This is a genomic window from Pseudomonas lactucae (genome assembly GCF_036688725.1).
GTDB classification, from domain to species: Bacteria; Pseudomonadota; Gammaproteobacteria; order Pseudomonadales; family Pseudomonadaceae; genus Aquipseudomonas; species Aquipseudomonas lactucae.
In genome coordinates this window covers 55,387-70,212 of record NZ_JAQQPT010000019.1, presented here as the reverse complement: position 1 = coordinate 70,212, position 14,826 = coordinate 55,387, and the positions used below count along the sequence as shown (strand labels likewise).

At 62.3% G+C, this 14,826-nt stretch carries 19 protein-coding genes and 1 pseudogene; 10 read left to right on the top strand and 10 right to left on the bottom strand.

The features are described 5' to 3' along the window. Window positions 1-85 precede the first annotated feature (85 nt). Both V6M90_RS21470 and V6M90_RS21465 read left to right on the top strand, forming a co-directional pair. Entirely contained in the window at window positions 86-730 is a 645-nt protein-coding gene (locus V6M90_RS21470) for an ATPase (protein WP_078733583.1), read from the top strand. A 34-nt stretch (window positions 731-764) separates the two neighbouring features. After that, window positions 765-1,097, top strand: a complete 333-nt coding sequence (locus tag V6M90_RS21465) for a hypothetical protein (protein ID WP_003174605.1) — start codon at window positions 765-767, stop codon at window positions 1,095-1,097. A gap of 59 nt (window positions 1,098-1,156) precedes the next feature. Here V6M90_RS21465 and V6M90_RS21460 read toward each other — a convergent pair whose 3' ends face one another. Together V6M90_RS21460 and V6M90_RS21455 are read right to left on the bottom strand one after the other, a co-directional pair. Next, on the bottom strand, window positions 1,157-1,903 hold the full coding sequence (locus V6M90_RS21460) for a creatininase family protein (RefSeq protein WP_003174604.1): 747 nt from the start codon (window positions 1,901-1,903) through the stop codon (window positions 1,157-1,159). Between the two features lie 29 nt (window positions 1,904-1,932). Then, the gene (locus V6M90_RS21455) at window positions 1,933-2,643 is read right to left on the bottom strand and encodes a murein L,D-transpeptidase catalytic domain family protein (protein ID WP_003174603.1); all 711 of its coding nucleotides are present in this window, start codon (window positions 2,641-2,643) and stop codon (window positions 1,933-1,935) included. 39 nt (window positions 2,644-2,682) lie between these two features. Between V6M90_RS21455 and V6M90_RS21450 the strand changes: the two genes are divergently transcribed. Next, the gene (locus tag V6M90_RS21450; protein WP_003174602.1) at window positions 2,683-4,284 is read left to right on the top strand and encodes a L,D-transpeptidase family protein; all 1,602 of its coding nucleotides are present in this window, start codon (window positions 2,683-2,685) and stop codon (window positions 4,282-4,284) included. On the opposite strand, the gene V6M90_RS21445 is transcribed toward V6M90_RS21450, so the two are convergent. Genes V6M90_RS21445 through V6M90_RS21435 form a run of 3 tightly spaced genes read right to left on the bottom strand, consistent with a single transcriptional unit; the run spans window position 4,236 to window position 6,765 of the window. After that, window positions 4,236-4,775 (bottom strand): AAA family ATPase, encoded by a 540-nt coding sequence (locus V6M90_RS21445; RefSeq protein ID WP_332847111.1) that lies wholly within the window; start codon window positions 4,773-4,775, stop codon window positions 4,236-4,238. The genes V6M90_RS21450 and V6M90_RS21445 overlap by 49 nt on opposite strands. A gap of 42 nt (window positions 4,776-4,817) precedes the next feature. Further along, entirely contained in the window at window positions 4,818-5,960 is a 1,143-nt protein-coding gene (locus V6M90_RS21440; RefSeq protein WP_332847110.1) for a PAS domain-containing sensor histidine kinase, read from the bottom strand. Next, window positions 5,950-6,765, bottom strand: coding sequence for an alpha/beta fold hydrolase (locus tag V6M90_RS21435; protein ID WP_332847109.1), 816 nt, complete (start codon window positions 6,763-6,765; stop codon window positions 5,950-5,952). Before V6M90_RS21435 ends, V6M90_RS21440 begins: the two co-directional genes overlap by 11 nt. A gap of 129 nt (window positions 6,766-6,894) precedes the next feature. Between V6M90_RS21435 and V6M90_RS21430 the strand changes: the two genes are divergently transcribed. Further along, the gene (locus tag V6M90_RS21430; RefSeq protein ID WP_332847108.1) at window positions 6,895-8,106 is read left to right on the top strand and encodes a TPM domain-containing protein; all 1,212 of its coding nucleotides are present in this window, start codon (window positions 6,895-6,897) and stop codon (window positions 8,104-8,106) included. Between the two features lie 57 nt (window positions 8,107-8,163). Here the strand turns inward: V6M90_RS21430 and V6M90_RS21425 are convergent, their stop codons facing one another. Together V6M90_RS21425 and V6M90_RS21420 are read right to left on the bottom strand one after the other, a co-directional pair. Beyond that, window positions 8,164-8,589 (bottom strand): GNAT family N-acetyltransferase, encoded by a 426-nt coding sequence (locus tag V6M90_RS21425; RefSeq protein ID WP_078825036.1) that lies wholly within the window; start codon window positions 8,587-8,589, stop codon window positions 8,164-8,166. A 17-nt stretch (window positions 8,590-8,606) separates the two neighbouring features. Next, entirely contained in the window at window positions 8,607-9,098 is a 492-nt protein-coding gene (locus tag V6M90_RS21420) for a GNAT family N-acetyltransferase (RefSeq protein ID WP_141064738.1), read from the bottom strand. Window positions 9,099-9,581: 483 nt separating this feature from the next. Between V6M90_RS21420 and V6M90_RS21415 the strand changes: the two genes are divergently transcribed. Next, window positions 9,582-10,052: a GNAT family N-acetyltransferase gene (locus tag V6M90_RS21415; protein WP_003174596.1), complete on the top strand. Its 471-nt coding sequence runs from the start codon at window positions 9,582-9,584 to the stop codon at window positions 10,050-10,052. A 77-nt stretch (window positions 10,053-10,129) separates the two neighbouring features. Here V6M90_RS21415 and V6M90_RS21410 read toward each other — a convergent pair. Continuing rightward, a pseudogene (locus V6M90_RS21410) lies at window positions 10,130-10,240 on the bottom strand (HIT family protein); the annotation flags it as partial. Between the two features lie 140 nt (window positions 10,241-10,380). Between V6M90_RS21410 and V6M90_RS21405 the strand changes: the two are divergent. After that, entirely contained in the window at window positions 10,381-10,710 is a 330-nt protein-coding gene (locus tag V6M90_RS21405) for a DHCW motif cupin fold protein (RefSeq protein ID WP_332847107.1), read from the top strand. Between the two features lie 40 nt (window positions 10,711-10,750). On the opposite strand, the gene V6M90_RS21400 is transcribed toward V6M90_RS21405, so the two are convergent. After that, on the bottom strand, window positions 10,751-11,218 hold the full coding sequence (locus V6M90_RS21400) for a copper chaperone PCu(A)C (protein WP_003174594.1): 468 nt from the start codon (window positions 11,216-11,218) through the stop codon (window positions 10,751-10,753). Then, the gene (locus V6M90_RS21395; protein ID WP_332847106.1) at window positions 11,218-11,823 is read right to left on the bottom strand and encodes an SCO family protein; all 606 of its coding nucleotides are present in this window, start codon (window positions 11,821-11,823) and stop codon (window positions 11,218-11,220) included. The genes V6M90_RS21400 and V6M90_RS21395 overlap by 1 nt, the downstream gene beginning before the upstream one ends. Window positions 11,824-12,004: 181 nt before the next feature. On the opposite strand from V6M90_RS21395, the gene V6M90_RS21390 reads away from it, so the two are divergent. The 4 genes from V6M90_RS21390 (at window position 12,005) to V6M90_RS21375 (ending at window position 14,826) form a co-directional block, all read left to right on the top strand. Next, window positions 12,005-12,388 carry a DUF2946 domain-containing protein gene (locus V6M90_RS21390; RefSeq protein WP_332847105.1) on the top strand — a complete coding sequence of 128 codons (384 nt, stop codon included), beginning with the start codon at window positions 12,005-12,007 and terminating at the stop codon, window positions 12,386-12,388. Between the two features lie 62 nt (window positions 12,389-12,450). Next, window positions 12,451-12,972: a putative natural product biosynthesis protein gene (locus V6M90_RS21385; protein WP_003174591.1), complete on the top strand. Its 522-nt coding sequence runs from the start codon at window positions 12,451-12,453 to the stop codon at window positions 12,970-12,972. A gap of 67 nt (window positions 12,973-13,039) precedes the next feature. Continuing rightward, entirely contained in the window at window positions 13,040-13,483 is a 444-nt protein-coding gene (locus V6M90_RS21380) for a hypothetical protein (protein ID WP_332847104.1), read from the top strand. A gap of 77 nt (window positions 13,484-13,560) precedes the next feature. Further along, the gene (locus V6M90_RS21375; RefSeq protein ID WP_332847103.1) at window positions 13,561-14,826 is read left to right on the top strand and encodes an oxygen-independent coproporphyrinogen III oxidase; all 1,266 of its coding nucleotides are present in this window, start codon (window positions 13,561-13,563) and stop codon (window positions 14,824-14,826) included.

The following is a 14,826-nucleotide window of genomic DNA, read 5'->3' as shown; positions in this document are numbered from 1 at the left end:
TAGTCATCATCATGCAATGCAAGTTCTGTTTTTGCCGGGAAAGCGCAAAATTGCCCCATCGAAACGCTGCTCAAGGAAATGCGCGATGAGGACGATAATTCAGCTGGGCTTAATGATTCTGATGCTCGGTGCCGTAGTGGTGAACAATGCAGCCATTGCCGGCGATCTGCGTACAGGCCATTTGCTACCTATCGCCACTGGCGTAAACTCCCTGCAGCGCGCGCAATCGGTGGGTGTGTTGTTGAGCGACAACACCCGCGACAATCTCAGCTATCTTGAACGCTATCACGACGTGGCCTTGAATGGCGCCAAGGATGCCCTCGACGGTCGTATCCGCCAGGCGTTCGTCAACAGCTCCGACCCGGAACTGGCCATTGATTGGTTGATGAGCTCGCTGCAGGGAACCTTTGCATCCGTGACGGTCTACGACACTCTGGATGCGCTGGTGCAGGCTCATCCTGATGTGGTGGTGATGCTCGATACCCATAACCAACTGTTGACCCAGCGTAACGATGAGGTTGAGGCGCGGTTTGTTGCACGGTTCTATGACGCCGACCTGCAATACATCGCCAAGGCCGAGGGCTCGGTGCACAAGCAAGTGCCCTCGGTGTGGGTACGTGACAAGGCCGCACCGGAGATTGCCGCGCAGATCGAGCAGCAGCGGGATGTGCAGCTCGATGCCTTGAAGCAGTTCGATGCGTCGCTCAAGGCGCTGGTTCGTGCGGGTTGATGTGAACCTTTATTTTTATACTCAGGATTTTTTCATGCGCTCTTTTTTCGTACCGGCCACGGCTCTGTTGCTGGCCGGTTGTGTTTCCGCTCCCAACGACCCGACCTTGACCCTGCAAACCAGCAAAAGCCCGGAAGCCTATGTGCTTTGCGTACTGCCCAAGCTGGAGAAACACGGCATCACCTCCACCGTGACGCAGAACTCGCGCCACGCCAAGGTGGTGTTGACCAGCAAGATTGCCGCCGACGATGTGCTCGAGGCCTACAAGGCCGGAGAGGGCGCCAAGGTGTTTTTGTATGAGCGCAAGCCGCTGGCGTCGGCGTTGACGCCTTCACGGCTTGAACTGGCCGCACAGGACTGTAAGTAACACACACCAATCCAATGTGGGAGGGGTATAGCCCCTCCCACATTGGATCTTTGTATGACTTAAGGTCGTGCTTCGTTGCTGAAGTTTTCGACTACTTTGACCAGGCCGCTGGCCGCCAGCGCCACCAGCTCACCGCCTTTCTCCACCGTCGCCAGCGCCGGGTCCGAACCCATGCGCCCGTCGGGGAAGCGCGCACGGAAATCCAGGGCTTCGCGGATCGGCCCGGTGTTGGCGATCTGCGGCGAGTAATCGGCCGACTTGATCGCGTCCGGATAGGCCCACTGCGTCACAGCAATTTCCGAAGGCGTGGCATGGCTGCCATGACCCACCGGGAATTGGCGGTGAGCCAGCTCGTTGACGCCTTCCAGATCCCACCAGTTCACCAACTTCAACGCGAACCCGGCCGGGCGGCGGGCGAAGCTGGCTTCGGCGTACAACTCGGAGAACGCCGCTTCAATGGTCGCGATGTTACCGCCGTGGCCATTGAGAAACAGGATCTTGTCGAAACCATGCCCGGCCAGCGAACGCACCCAGTCGCCAATCGCGGCGATGAAGGTGGAGGGACGCAGCGAAATGGTGCCGGGAAACCCCAGGTGATGCTGGGCCATGCCGATATTGAAGGTGGGGCCGATCAGGATATCGGCGTTTTTCTGCGCCTCATGGGCGATGATTTCCGGGCACATCCAGTCGGTGCCCAGCAGGCCGGTGGGGCCGTGCTGCTCGTTGGAGCCGATGGGGATCACCACCGTGCGGCTGCGCTCCAGGAACTGGCCGATCTCGATCCAGGTCGATTGATGTAGAAGCATTCGAAGCTCTCTTTTATCGGTGGGACAGACTAACCGCCACGGATTGTACGACTACTGGCCACCTGTTGGGGTTTGCAATTGAGGTACGTCGAGGACTTCAACCAACGCTGGTCGGGGTACCACGAAAACATGAACTGCCCATCCTTGAGTTTGTCCACCACCTGGCGCGCCACCTGCGGGCGTACGGCCGGGCAACCCTGGCTGCGGCCGATGCGGCCTTCGCGCTTGCTCCACAGGGGGCTTACGTAGTCGGCGGCGTGGATCACGATGGCGCGGTCGCGGGCCAGGTCATTGAACCCCGGCTCCAGGCCGTCCATGCGCAGCGAATAGCCATGGGTGCCCAGGTAACTCTCCTGGGTGCGGAACAAGCCCAGGCTGGATTGGTGGCTGCCTTCGAGGTTGGAGAACTGGGTGGCGAAGTTTTCCCCGGACTTGGCCCCATGGGCCACCAGGTCGCGCAGCACCAGCTTTTTCTTGCGCAGGTCAAAGATCCACAGCCGACGGGCGGTGGACGGTTGCGAGTAATCGATCACGGCCAGGCGCTCGGAGCGTTCCTCGCCATTGCTGACCGCACACTGCATGGCGTTCAGGGCGCTTTTGAGTACAGTGGGATTGAGTTCTGGAGCCGAGCGCGCCAGGCTGTTATACAAGGACGGAGGGTTACCGTTGGCAGCGAGCGCAGAATTGCTCAAGATAGCCAGTACGGTCACCGCGCCGAGGCGGCACATAAAAGTCAGCATCTACAGTACATCCCCCCACTGTGGATTGGAGCAAAGTCATTGTTCAAAAAACACGCATGTTACTTGAGCATTTGCCTGCTCGTTGCACCATTGGTCGCCACAGCCGAAGCGCTGCCGGTGCAGCCGTTGCCGGTCAGCACGCCGGCGCCGGTGGATCTGGCGCCGGTGCAACAGGCCCTGGCGCAGTTGCCCAGTGTCTGCCCCGACCTGGCTGCGCAACTCGATGCGCCAGCGCTTGCACGCCTGCAAGCCCTATACCAGCAGCATGGCGATGCACCGCTGTGGTCCGACGAGACGCGTCGCCAGGCACTCCAGGCACAGTTGCTGATGCTCGCCGACGACGGCCTGGACCCTACCCACTATAGCCTGGCTGAACCACACGCCACGCCAAACGTGCTGTGCAGCGATATCGGCAGCAGTCAGCACTATTTGCAGGCCCTGCAGGATCTGCACTTCGGACGCCTGCAGCAATCACGCTTCGAACCGCTGTGGCATTCCCAGCCACCGGCCCGGGACCCCGACACCGACGTGCTGGCCCTTGCCGCCGTTGGCCTGCAGGACATGGCGCAAGCTTTCGATCAGGCGCGACCCAGTGCCGATCTTTACCGCAGCCTGCGCAACGTGTATTCCAGCATGCGCCAGCAACCGCTGCCGCATTGGGACCCGGTCGGCAGCGGTCCGCTGTTACGCCCCGGCATGGAAGACCCGCGCGTACCGGAACTGGCGCGCCGCCTTCACAGCGGCGGCTACCTGCCCGCAGAACGCCAGGGCAACGGCAAGCAATACAGCCCCGAACTGGTCAGCGCGGTAAAGGCTTTCCAACTCAGCCACTCCCTGCAATCAGACGGCGTGATCGGCGCCGGCACCGTGGCCGAACTCAATATCAGCCCGGCCATGCGCCGCGAACAACTGCGCATCAACCTGGAGCGCTTCCGCTGGCTGGCCAAGGACCTGGAGCCCGAAGGCGTGCTGGTCAACGTCGCCGCCGCGCAACTGAGCGTGTACCAGAGCGGCATCCCGGTGTGGCAAACCCGCCTGCAAGTGGGGCGTGCCGAGCGCCAGACGCCGTTGCTCAAATCGCGCATTACCCGGCTGACCCTCAACCCCACCTGGACCATCCCGCCCACCATCATGCGCGAGGACAAACTCCCGGCCATCCGCCTCAACCCCGAATACCTGCGCCAGCAGAACCTGCAAGTGCTTGACGCTGAAGGTCACGCGCTGGCGCCCGAACTGATCGACTGGGCACGCCCCGGCAACATCCTGCTGCGCCAGGAGGCCGGCCCGCGCAACCCGCTGGGCAAGATCGTGATGCGCTTCCCCAACCCGTACTCGGTGTACCTGCACGACACCCCCAGCCAACCGCTGTTCACCAAAGGCCCGCGTGCGTTCAGCTCCGGCTGCGTGCGGGTGGAGCAACCCTTGCTGCTGCGCGACCTGCTGGTCAGCCCGGCTGAACGCGCGCGCACCGATGAATTGCTGGCCACCGGCGTGACCCACGAATTCAGGCTGGCCACGCCGGTGCCGGTGTTGTTGGGGTATTGGACGGTGGAAGTGGATCGCCAGGGTGGGCTGGTGTATGCGCCGGATATTTATGCGCGGGACCTGGTGTTGATGAAGGCGATGGGGAGTGTGCTCTGAGTCGAAGACAAATGTCGGCTGATGCTTTCAACGGCGTCTGCCGATGTCATCCGCGCAGTGTCGATAGTCAATGGCGCGTCATCCCAGGCTTCGTATTCGTGGGCTAAGACCGATTGCCAGGTCGGTGGCGTCAGTCCTGCGATATCGCTCTCACGGGTTTCGACGCGGCGTTGATGTTCCTGGACGTCTGAGCAAACCACTTGGATGTCGATCAATGCAACACCCGCGCCGGCTGCGCTTGAGGTGAAGGCTGCCCGACTGTCTCGCACCGGATTCACGCAATCGGCAATCACGGTATGCCCCAGTCGCAGGTTACTCAGCGCCAGCGCATTCGCCACGCCATAGCCGCTGGCGCCCGGCAACATGCCGGCATCGCGCAATGTCTGTTCGATCACATCGATGCGCAGGTAAACCGCGCCGATCCGGTGCGCCAGTTCGCGGGCAATTCTAGTTTTACCGGTGCCGGGCAGGCCGCTGAAGACGATAAGCATGGTTCGGTCCTTCGAAATTGAGTGGGACGGGCAGGGCAACGCCTACCTGCCCTGAAACGTCACCGTAAATGTGGTGCCGCCCGTGGCACAGGAGCGCACCGCCACGTCACCGCCGTGCACCTTGGCCAATTCGCGCACGATATACAGGCCCAGGCCCACACTGCGCACCTCACTGCCCTGGTCGGTGCCACGGGTCATGGGCTCGAACAGCACCGCCAGCAGCGCTTCGGGAATCACCGCGCCGTCGTTGTGCACGGCCACCTCGCATGCGCCACCACCCAGCCGCGAGGTGATGGTGATCGGCCGTTGCAGGTCGCCATAGGCCACGCTGTTGGCCACCAGGTTGCCGACGATCTGCTGCACGCGGTCGGCGTCCAGGCAGGCGTCGCCCTGGCCTTCGGCCTGATGCACCAGTGTCGCCTTGGGGAAGGCCACGCGCAGTTCGTCCACCGCTTGATGAATCACCTCATGCAGTGCCAACGGTGCGGCCTTGATGGTGATGCCCTGGCCGACCCGCGCCTGGGTGAAGTCCAGCAGGTCGGCGATCATGCGCTGGGCGCGCTCGGACGACTGGCCGATATGCCCGAGTAACTGGCGCTCCTTGGCGGTACGCTCGCCACGACTGAGAAAGTCCGAGGCCATGCGGATGGCCGTGAGCGGGTTCTTCAAGTCATGGCTGACAATCGCCACCATCTGCTCGGCAAACAGCGCGCGGCGCTGGGAGATGACATAGGCCTCTTTCAGCTCGGCCTGGGCCTGATGCAGTGCGACTTCGGCGGCGGTTTTTTCCTGCAGCAGCGCCTCGGCCAAGTGGCGTGCGTTGAGCAGTTCGCGCTCGTACTTGTCGCGGTCGGTGGTGCCGAACAGCGCCAGGTCGTACACCACGGCGTCGGCCTGCTCGCGCCTGTTGCCGTTGAGCAGCACGGTGACCTTGTGCCCGTCGCGGTGCAGCATGTCCAGCTTCACTTCGGTGACGCTGCCGTGCATGCGCAGCATGGGCGCCAGGTGGGTCTGGTGGAAGATCCGTCCGCCCATGGTCAGCAACTCCTGGAAGCGCCGGCTGCACAGCTCGCTGAGGCTGAACCCCAGCCAATCGCTGAAGCGCGCATTGGCTTGCAGGATGGTGCCGTCCTCGGCGGTGACGGCCAGGGCGCAGGCGGCGCTGTCGAACACTTCAGCCGACACGCGCGGCCATCCAGGGCGCGAGAAAAGCGGCCATGGCGGCCGCACAGGCTTGCGGCGCGCTCATGTGCGGGCAATGGCCGACGTTGTCCACCAGGCAATAGGTGCTGTTGGGCAACACGCTGTGCAGGTATTCACCCACGGCGATGGGGGCGATCAGGTCGTCGCTCGATTGCAGGATCAGCACCGGCGTGGTCAGGCCGATCACGTCCTGGCGGTTGTCTGACAGGAAGGTCACCCGCGCGAATTGCTTGGCGATGTCCGGTTCGGTGCGGCAGAAGCTGTCGGTCAACTGCTCGCCCAGCGCGGGCTGGTCAGGCGCGCCCATGATGACCGGGGCCATGGCGCTGGACCAGCCGAGGTAATTACCGTCGAGGGTGTCGAGCAGTTCGTCGATGTCGCTGCGCTTGAAACCGCCCACGTAGCCGTCTGCATTGATGTAGCGCGGCGATGGGCCGATCATCACATGCGCCGCGATACGTCCCGGCGCCAGGCGGTCGGCAAGGACGCCGATCATCGCGCTGACCGAGTGCCCCACCAGGATCACCGGGCCTTCGGCGTAGGCGTCGATGATCTCGTTAAGGTCGCGGGCATAACCGTCCAGCGCGCCGTACTTGGCTTTGTCGAAGGCATTGAGGTCGGAAAGACCGGCGCCCACCAGGTCGTACATGACCACGCGAAAACGGTCTTTGAACGGTGGCGCCAGGTCATTCCACATGGCCTGGTTGCAGCCAAAGCCATGGGAAAACACCAGGGTCGAGGTCCCGTTGCCCATCACGTTGACGTTATTGCGGTGGCGTAAGTCCATGGGGATCTCGAAAGTGATGGCGTATTGCTGGATGTGAGGCAGTTTAAATAGCCGACCGCTTTGGGTCACGCGTTGTAGCGCTGATAGGTTACAGTCGGCGCCTTCAGGAAGAAACTTCAGGTAACAAACATGATGCGGTGGTTGCGGCAATCCGTCTTGAGTCTGCTGGTGCTGGCGTGCGCCAGCCTGTTAAGTGTGGCCCAGGCCGACACTTCGCCGATTGGGGTAGCCCTCGACCAACGGGTGATCGACCTTACCGGTACGCTCGATGCCAGCACCACCACTCGTCTGAAAGCGCAACTCGCCGCCCTCGAACAACGCAAAGGCGCGCAAGTGGCCGTGTTGCTGATACCCACCATCGGCGACGCCAGCCTCGAGGATTACACCAACCAACTGTTCCGCGCCTGGAAACTGGGGCGCAAGGACGTCAACGACGGCATCCTGCTGCTGGTGGCCAAGGATGATCGCAAGGTGCGCATCGAAGTGGGCTATGGCCTGGAAGGCACCGTCACCGACCTGCTGTCCCACCGCATCATTGAAGAACGCATCAAGCCGGCGTTTCGTCAGGGCGACTATGCGGGCGGCATCAGCCAGGGCGTCAATGACTTGGTCGTGCTGGTGGACGGCGGCGACTTGCCCGAAGTCGCCGAACCTGGGGTTAACCCCCAGATCATCGCGATGCTGCTGGCATTTGTCGCAGGCGCCATCGGCGGTGTGCTGCTGGCCGCCGGCAAGCTGCATTGGCGCCGTGCCTTGGTTGCCGCCGTGGCGGTCACGCTGTTGCTGGCGGTTTTTGGCGGTGGCCGCGAGTGGCTGGTGTGCCTGCTGGTGATGCCGCTGGTCATGCTGATCGGCGGCGCGACGTTCGGTGCATTGTGGCTGGCACGTGCGGTGTTTTATTGCGTCATCGGATTGCTGGCCTACATCCTGGGCCTGGTCGTGGTGAATCATCAGTACGCCGAGGTCAATTTCATCCATTGGCTGGCGTACCCGCTGGGCGCGTTGGTGGTGCTGGGGTTGTACCTGGTGCTGTTGGCAGTCATGAGGGCGGCATGGCAGCAAAGCCGCGCGGGCTTTATCGCGCGGTTGCTGGCGGCGGTGGCGGTGTATGTAGCGGCGGGCACGCTGATGGACCTTGGACGCAACGGCTGGCTGTTTGCATTTCCCATTGCGTCGTTTGCGGCACTGTTCATCTTCATCAAGACCAGCGGCGGATCGGGGTCGAGTTCGGATTCGGATTCAAGCTCAAGCTCGGATTCAAGTTCCAGTTCCAGCAGCTCCGACAGCTCTTCCGGCGGTGGTGGTTCCAGCGGTGGCGGCGGGGCTTCGGGGAGCTGGTAGTAACGCGCTTTTCGTGGCGAGAGAGCTTGCACCCGTTCGCGCGCGAAGCGCTCCCAGTTACAGCCGCTTGGACATAAACACCCGGCTGCTGCCCTCTGGCGCACAGGGTATTTCCCCAAACCGCACCCAGCCGTTCTTCTCGTAAAACCCCGGCGCCTGGAAGCTGATGGTGTACAGCACGGCGTTCAGGCAACCCCGGCGCCGGGCTTCGTCCTCAAAGGCTTGCAGCAACCGGCTGCCCAGGCCTGTGCCGCGCAGTGTATCGGGCAAGTGGAACAGATCGAGAAAGGCCATGCCCAAGGTGGTTTTGCCGGTGATGCCGCCGATGACCTGCCGGGTCTCGGGATCCTTGAGCAATACCGTGAGCGGCAGGCGGTCGTTATAGCCGGTGACATCTTCGTTGAAAGCGGCCAGGCCGCTGCCTAGCATGTGCTCGGCGTCGGGGTTGGCTTGGTCGCTGATTTCGATGCGAGGTGCGGTCATTACGAACTCCCTGTCTGTTAGAACGCCATCACCATCTCATGCCACGCCATGCCGCCATGATCCGAGGGTGAAGGTCGCACATAGGTGTAGCCCATACGTTCGTACAACGGCACATGCCGTGCCTTGCACATCAAGTGAATCGTGCGCTTGCCCATCGCCTGCATGCGTTGCACAAATTCGCTCATCAGTTGCTTGGCGTAGCCGTTGCCCTGGTGCGCGGGGTCGACCACCACCGACATGATCACCACGTTTGGTGCATCGGGCGCATGGCCCACCAGCTCCTTGAACGCCTCATCCGACATCACCACCTCATGGGCGCAACCGCTGTTGATAAAACCCACCACCTCGCCGTCGGCTTCCAGGATCAGAAAGCCTTGCGGGTACTGCACGATGCGTGTGGCGATTTTTTCCAGGGTCGCGGCTTCGTCACCTTCGTAGGCAGTGGTTTCGATTTCAAAGCAACGGGCGGCGTCGGCGGGGAGGGCGTTGCGCAGGGTGAGGACGGGCATGCGGGTTCCTGAGTGTTGGGCGAAAGGCCACATCATAGCGGCGGTACAGACTCCGTACAGTTCTTGTCGTGCTCATTAGTCATAAGGTTCGATTCTATTCTGGGCAAAAAGAACAGCCACCTTGCTGCTGCGAAACAGTCTGGGTGGCAACTGTGCGCGGGTTCGCAGACCAGGAAGAATCACCCCCGGCAGACCCGAAGGTCTCCCACGTACAGCCGCCATAAGGCAAGACGCGGGCGGGCTCCGCCTGAGGGTCTGAGACTGTGCAGGTTGATTCTATTTTGTAGGGCTGTGAAACCCTGTCGCTGACCAGGATCGGCGACGGGCGAACTATAAAAGTGCCCTCCGCCGAGGCGCAACCGAGAGGATGTAACTGAGCTACTGGCGAACTGTGCCCATTTTGAGGATCGCGTTAGTATGAACATCCCGGCCCTCGCTGCACCCACTTGAGCGGGCAACGCAACTGCATGAAGGAAGGATCCCTTGCTGAAAATAAAACGCGCCAGACTCGAGGATGCCGACGCTGCTTTCAACATCCGCCGCGAAGCCATACGCGGCCAATGCATCGGCGCCTACACCGCTGAGCAAATGACGCTATGGACCCGAGGCTGCGCCGACGATGGCTACAGCGCGCTGATGGATAAACCCTTTTACCTGGGTTGGGTAAACGATGAACCCGTCGCCACCGGTATGCTCGACCTGGCCAATAACGAAGTGGGCGCGTTGTTCGTACTGCCGCAGTTCATCGGGCGCGGGTATGGCAAGGCTATGCTTGACCACCTCGAAGACGTTGCACGGGCATTGGAGATAAAAGAAGTGGTGCTGGATGCGACATTGAATGCCGCGAGCTTTTATCGAGCGTGTGGATATGCGGGGGAGCGGCAGGCTATTTACCGTGCGCCATCGGGGTTGGCGTTGGCGTGTATACCGATGGTTAAGCGGCTAAGTGCGTGACGTACTCTTTCAGCGACGCAGGAGCCTACCGTTGCGCGCGTTCGAGCTTTGGCGAGGCCGCGATAGCGGTGGCGCATAATCGGCGCCTTGGCGCCCAGCATCAGGTAACCCGGCAGTTTCGTGGTCAGGTGATGATTGAGCTGCCAGTGCTCGGTCTCAAGCAGGATATAGGCGGGGTCGATCTGCATCAGCACGCGTCCTTGGGAGCAAGGTCGACAGGATAACAAGCGTGCTCGGCTGTATCCCACAAAACCAAGCCATCTGTGTCTATCGCGCTCGCCGTCAGGTGGCTAGCCTCACGCCACGTTAACTGACGACCGAGTAATCCATGGAACTCACCGCTGTCCCGTTTGGCATCACCGACTGGTCCACCGTCGACCCCGAACTTCACCCAGGCGTAACCGGCAGTGCTTCATGGAGAACCTGCCAATTCGGCACCATCCGTGTACGCATGGTGGAATACACCCCAGGCTACCTGGCCGATCACTGGTGCACGCGCGGGCATGTGCTGTTGTGCCTGGAAGGCGAATTGCACACTGAATTGGAAGATGGCCGCCAGTTCACGCTGACGGCCGGGATGAGTTACCAGGTGGGCAATGACATGGAGGCGCATCGCTCATCGACGAGCGTTGGGGCGAAGTTGTTTATTGTGGATTGAGGGACTGGATGCGGCCCTCCCACATTTTAACCGCTGTGTGTCAGTGCATCTTGCTGTGGTCCATGCCATCCAGACCCCGCGCCGTTGCGGTCACGTCAACGGTCTGCTTTTCGCCCTTGGCATTTTCCACGGTCAGGGTCAGCGGTACCTGGTCGCCTTCCTTGATCTGCCCGGTCAGGCCCATCAGCATCACGTGGTAACCGTTCGGGTCGAGCTTGACCGCTTTGCCGGCCGGCAGGGCCACCGCGTCCACCGGGCCCATGCGCATTACGTCGTCCTTCATGCTCATTTCATGGATCTGCACGTCCTTGGCCACCGGCGACGCCACACGCAGTAACTTGCTGTCGCTGTCGGCGGTGACGGTCATGAACGCGCCGCTGGATGGCTGGCCCGGCACCGAGGCGCGTACCCAGGCGTCGGTCACTTGCACCTGGGCGCTGGCGTGCACGGCGAAACCCAGCAGGGCGAGGCTTAAGGTGAAACGCTTGAGGTGTTGAACGGCAGTCATTAGCAGACCTCCATGACGGTGAGCAGGTCTTCTGCGCACTCTTTAGCGGTAAGGGACGCCTGCAGGCCCAGGCGCAGGTTGCCACGGGTGTCGAAGACAAAACTGGTGGCGGTGTGGGACAGGGTGTAGGTGTCACCGGCGGGGATCTTTTCATAGAAGATCCCGAACTCCTTGGCGGCCACGGCGATTTCTTCCGGGGTGCCGTAGAGCGCTTCGAAGCTGGGGTCGAAGGCCTTGACGTACTTGTCGAGAATTTCCGGCGTGTCGCGCTCCGGGTCCAGGGTGATAAAGATCACCTGCATGATCTCGCCGTCACGGCCCATCAGCTTCTTGGCATGGGCGGCGCGGGCCAGCGTGGTGGGACACACCGCCGGGCACTGGGTGAAACCGAAGAACACCACCGGCATCAGGCCACGGTAGGAACTGAGGGTGACGGTATCACCCTCGGTGTTCTTGAGCTTGAAGGTGCGGCCCATGATCTTGTCGCTCAAGTCCTTGCCGTACTTGAAGTTCAATCTGGGGCTGTTGTCACAACCGGCCAGCAGGCCCAGGCCCAACAGGCTCATGCCGGTGAGGACCTTGCGGCGGGTGAATAACGTACTCATCAACGGTGCGTCCTGTGAAGCGCCTGCATTGCTCTGGGTCTACACATCAGGCTTTGAAAAGGAGTAAACGAGGAGGGCGCCCAGTCTACCAACCCAGGCCTGTGCGCGTAATCTGCGACGTTCTGCCACAGGGGCGCGCTGCGTTTCGTCACTTTGCGGCTTCGGTGGTAGAGTCGCCGCCATGAATTTGAGCCATCCCGACCGTTCGCTGATCGCCTGGACCCTGTACTTCTGCGTGCTGATGAACCTGTTCGTGTGCGGTTTGGGCCATGGCCGGATGATGGGCCAGCAGCTCAACGGGATCGGTGGGGCGTTCTGTTCGGTAAGCGGCCAACAGGCGCCACTTTCCGACAAAGGGTTAAACGACGCGGCTTCCAGCAACATTTCGAACTACTTTGCCTGCCCAGTGTGCGCCGGCGTGACGGTCGCCCTGGTGCTCCTGATCGGCCTGGCCTGGCTGCTGGGCCTGGGGCAAGCCCCACGCCCGGCCCATGAACAGCGCAACAAGGCGCCGCCGCGTTACGCCTGGCCCTCGGCCAACCCCCGCGCTTCCCCCACCGTCTGACGTGTGCCATGGGCCTCCTGTGACCTGGAGGCGTTCTATCGTCACGACTGTGAGTGCGTTTCATGAACCATCAATTGCCTGCAGGCGCCAGTCGCCCGCGCGCGGAACCTGCGCGGTCCGAATACCCCAGCAATGCCCGGAGTTTTGTGCACCTGGATGCACGTCTGTTGCCGTACTGGCACAGCCTGTTCGACATCTGCCCGGCCTTGCTCAAGCTTGACCCGCCCGAAGGCCTGAACCTGTTTCGCAGCTTCATGACCTGGGCCTATCGCAACCGGCCGGCGCAGGACTGGACCTACCACCTGAACGTCTGCCGATGGCTGCTGGGCTCGCCCTATCGCGCGCGGATCGACGCCGAGCCCATCGAAGCCTTGATGGCCGCCGCTGCCGCGTGTTGGGTCAACACCGATGTCAGCCCGGCCCGGGGCGTGGTGCTCGCCTGGAAAGAGCTTAGGGTGTTCGATTGGAAAACTGCGCCTCCCAGCAATGCCGAACAGCGGGCGTTGCCGCCCTCGGCGGAAGACTTCGCCTGGTGCCCGCTGACGGCGCACGGTGGTTTCAGCGGTTGGTTGCCGGTGCCTTGATCGGCATCAAGGTGCGCGCTTGCCCAGGCCATCACACTGGAGACCCGGCGCGACCTGCGAGGCCATCATGCTTTACCTGTTATTTCTTCTGGCCCACCTGTTCGCTGCGCTGATCTTTATCGGTACGGTGTTTTTCGAGGTGTTGATCCTCGGGCATTTGCACCGGCACTTGCCGATCCGCGTCATGGTGTTGGTGGAGCAGGGCGTCGGTCGTCGGGCACGGGTGCTGATGCCCTGGGTGTTGCTGGTGCTGTTCGGCGCGGGGCTCGGCATGGTCTGGTTGCGTTACCTGCCGGTGCTCGCCGCGCCTTTGGCTTCGTCCTTCGGCACCTTGCTGGCCCTCAAGCTGACCCTGGCCGCCAGTGTGCTCGCGCATTTTTTGCTGACCATGGCAAGGATGCGCTGGGGCACCGTCACCGCGCGCTATATCCGTCTGGTGCACCTGAGCCTGTTCGGCCACATGATCGCGATTGTGCTGTTGGCCAAGAGCATGTTCTACCTCACCTGGTAAAGCCCTTGATGCACATCAAGGTGGGCCGTGGCGTCGCACCGGACAATGGCTCATCGTCGCCTGCTCCGGAGCCCGTCATGCACACCGTCATTCCACGCGCTCGCGCAGGCCACGCCCAGGGCGTGCTGGACCTCAACGGGCACGCCGACAGGCGCAGGTTCCACGCCGGTGTCGGCTCCCTCGATGTGCTGCGTGCCCTGCGCGCCAGCCGCCAATGCCAACGCCCGCTGGCCCTGACCCTGTACTGGCCCGCCAGCCATCCAAGCGATATGTACCGCCGCAGCCTGGCCCAGGAAATCCAACTGGTCGGTTGTCACCTGGGCCGTCGCCAGCCGCTGGACTATCTGCAGTGGCGCGGGGCAGCGCCGATTGACGCTGTGCAGGCGCTGATGACGGCTCTGCGCGAGCGCTTCAATTTCCTTGAGCACGGCCGCGGCGACTACGGCATCGATCTAGACCCGCGCCACACTGATTGGGCCGCTGTGGGCCTGCTGCGTGAGCTGGGCTTTAACCGCGTCTGCATCGGCGTGCCCGACGCCCGCGCCGAGGATGCCCAGGCCGATTTCCGCAACCCGGCACCGATCCAGTCGCTGATCGATGCGGCGCGGACGTTCGATTTCCGCTCGGTCAGTGTCGACCTGGGCTACGGCAGCGCCTGGCAGACCCTCGCCAGTTTCGAGTTGAAGCTGGCCAGCCTGATCGCCCTGGAGCCGGACCGCCTGCACGTGTTCGATTATGCCCAGCCACCCAGCCGTTACCTTGCGCAGCCGCTTCAGACGCTGGGCGCCGAGGCGGATAAAACCGCCATGCGCCAAATGGCCTTCGAGCACCTCGACGCAGCGGGCTACCACTACATCGGCCTCGGCCAATTTGCCCGTGGCGACGACGACCTCACCCAGGCCCAGGAACGCGGTCGGCTCAGCCGTACCTGCGAAGGGTTCAGCCTGCACGGGTATTGCGATCACATTGGGCTGGGCCTGGGCGCCATCAGCCAGATCGACACCTTGTGCGCGCAAAACACCAGCGCCGAACGCCCCTACGCCCAGGCCCTGAACAACGGCCAACTCGCCACCTGCCAAGGCTGGCAGCGTGAAACCGGCGACGCGTTGCGCGATCACGTGGTGGAGCGCCTGGCGTGTGACCTGGAATTGGATATCCAGGCGATCGAGCGGCGTTACGGGCTGATCTTCAGCCGGTATTTCGCGGCCATCTGGCCGGTGCTGGAACAGTGGGACCGTGAGGGCCTGATCGAACTGTCGGCGCAGTTCCTCTGTGTACTGCCGGCCGGGCGCCGGCAGGTGGATGAGTTGTGCGCGGTGTTTGCCGCGCTGCATGGCATTTAA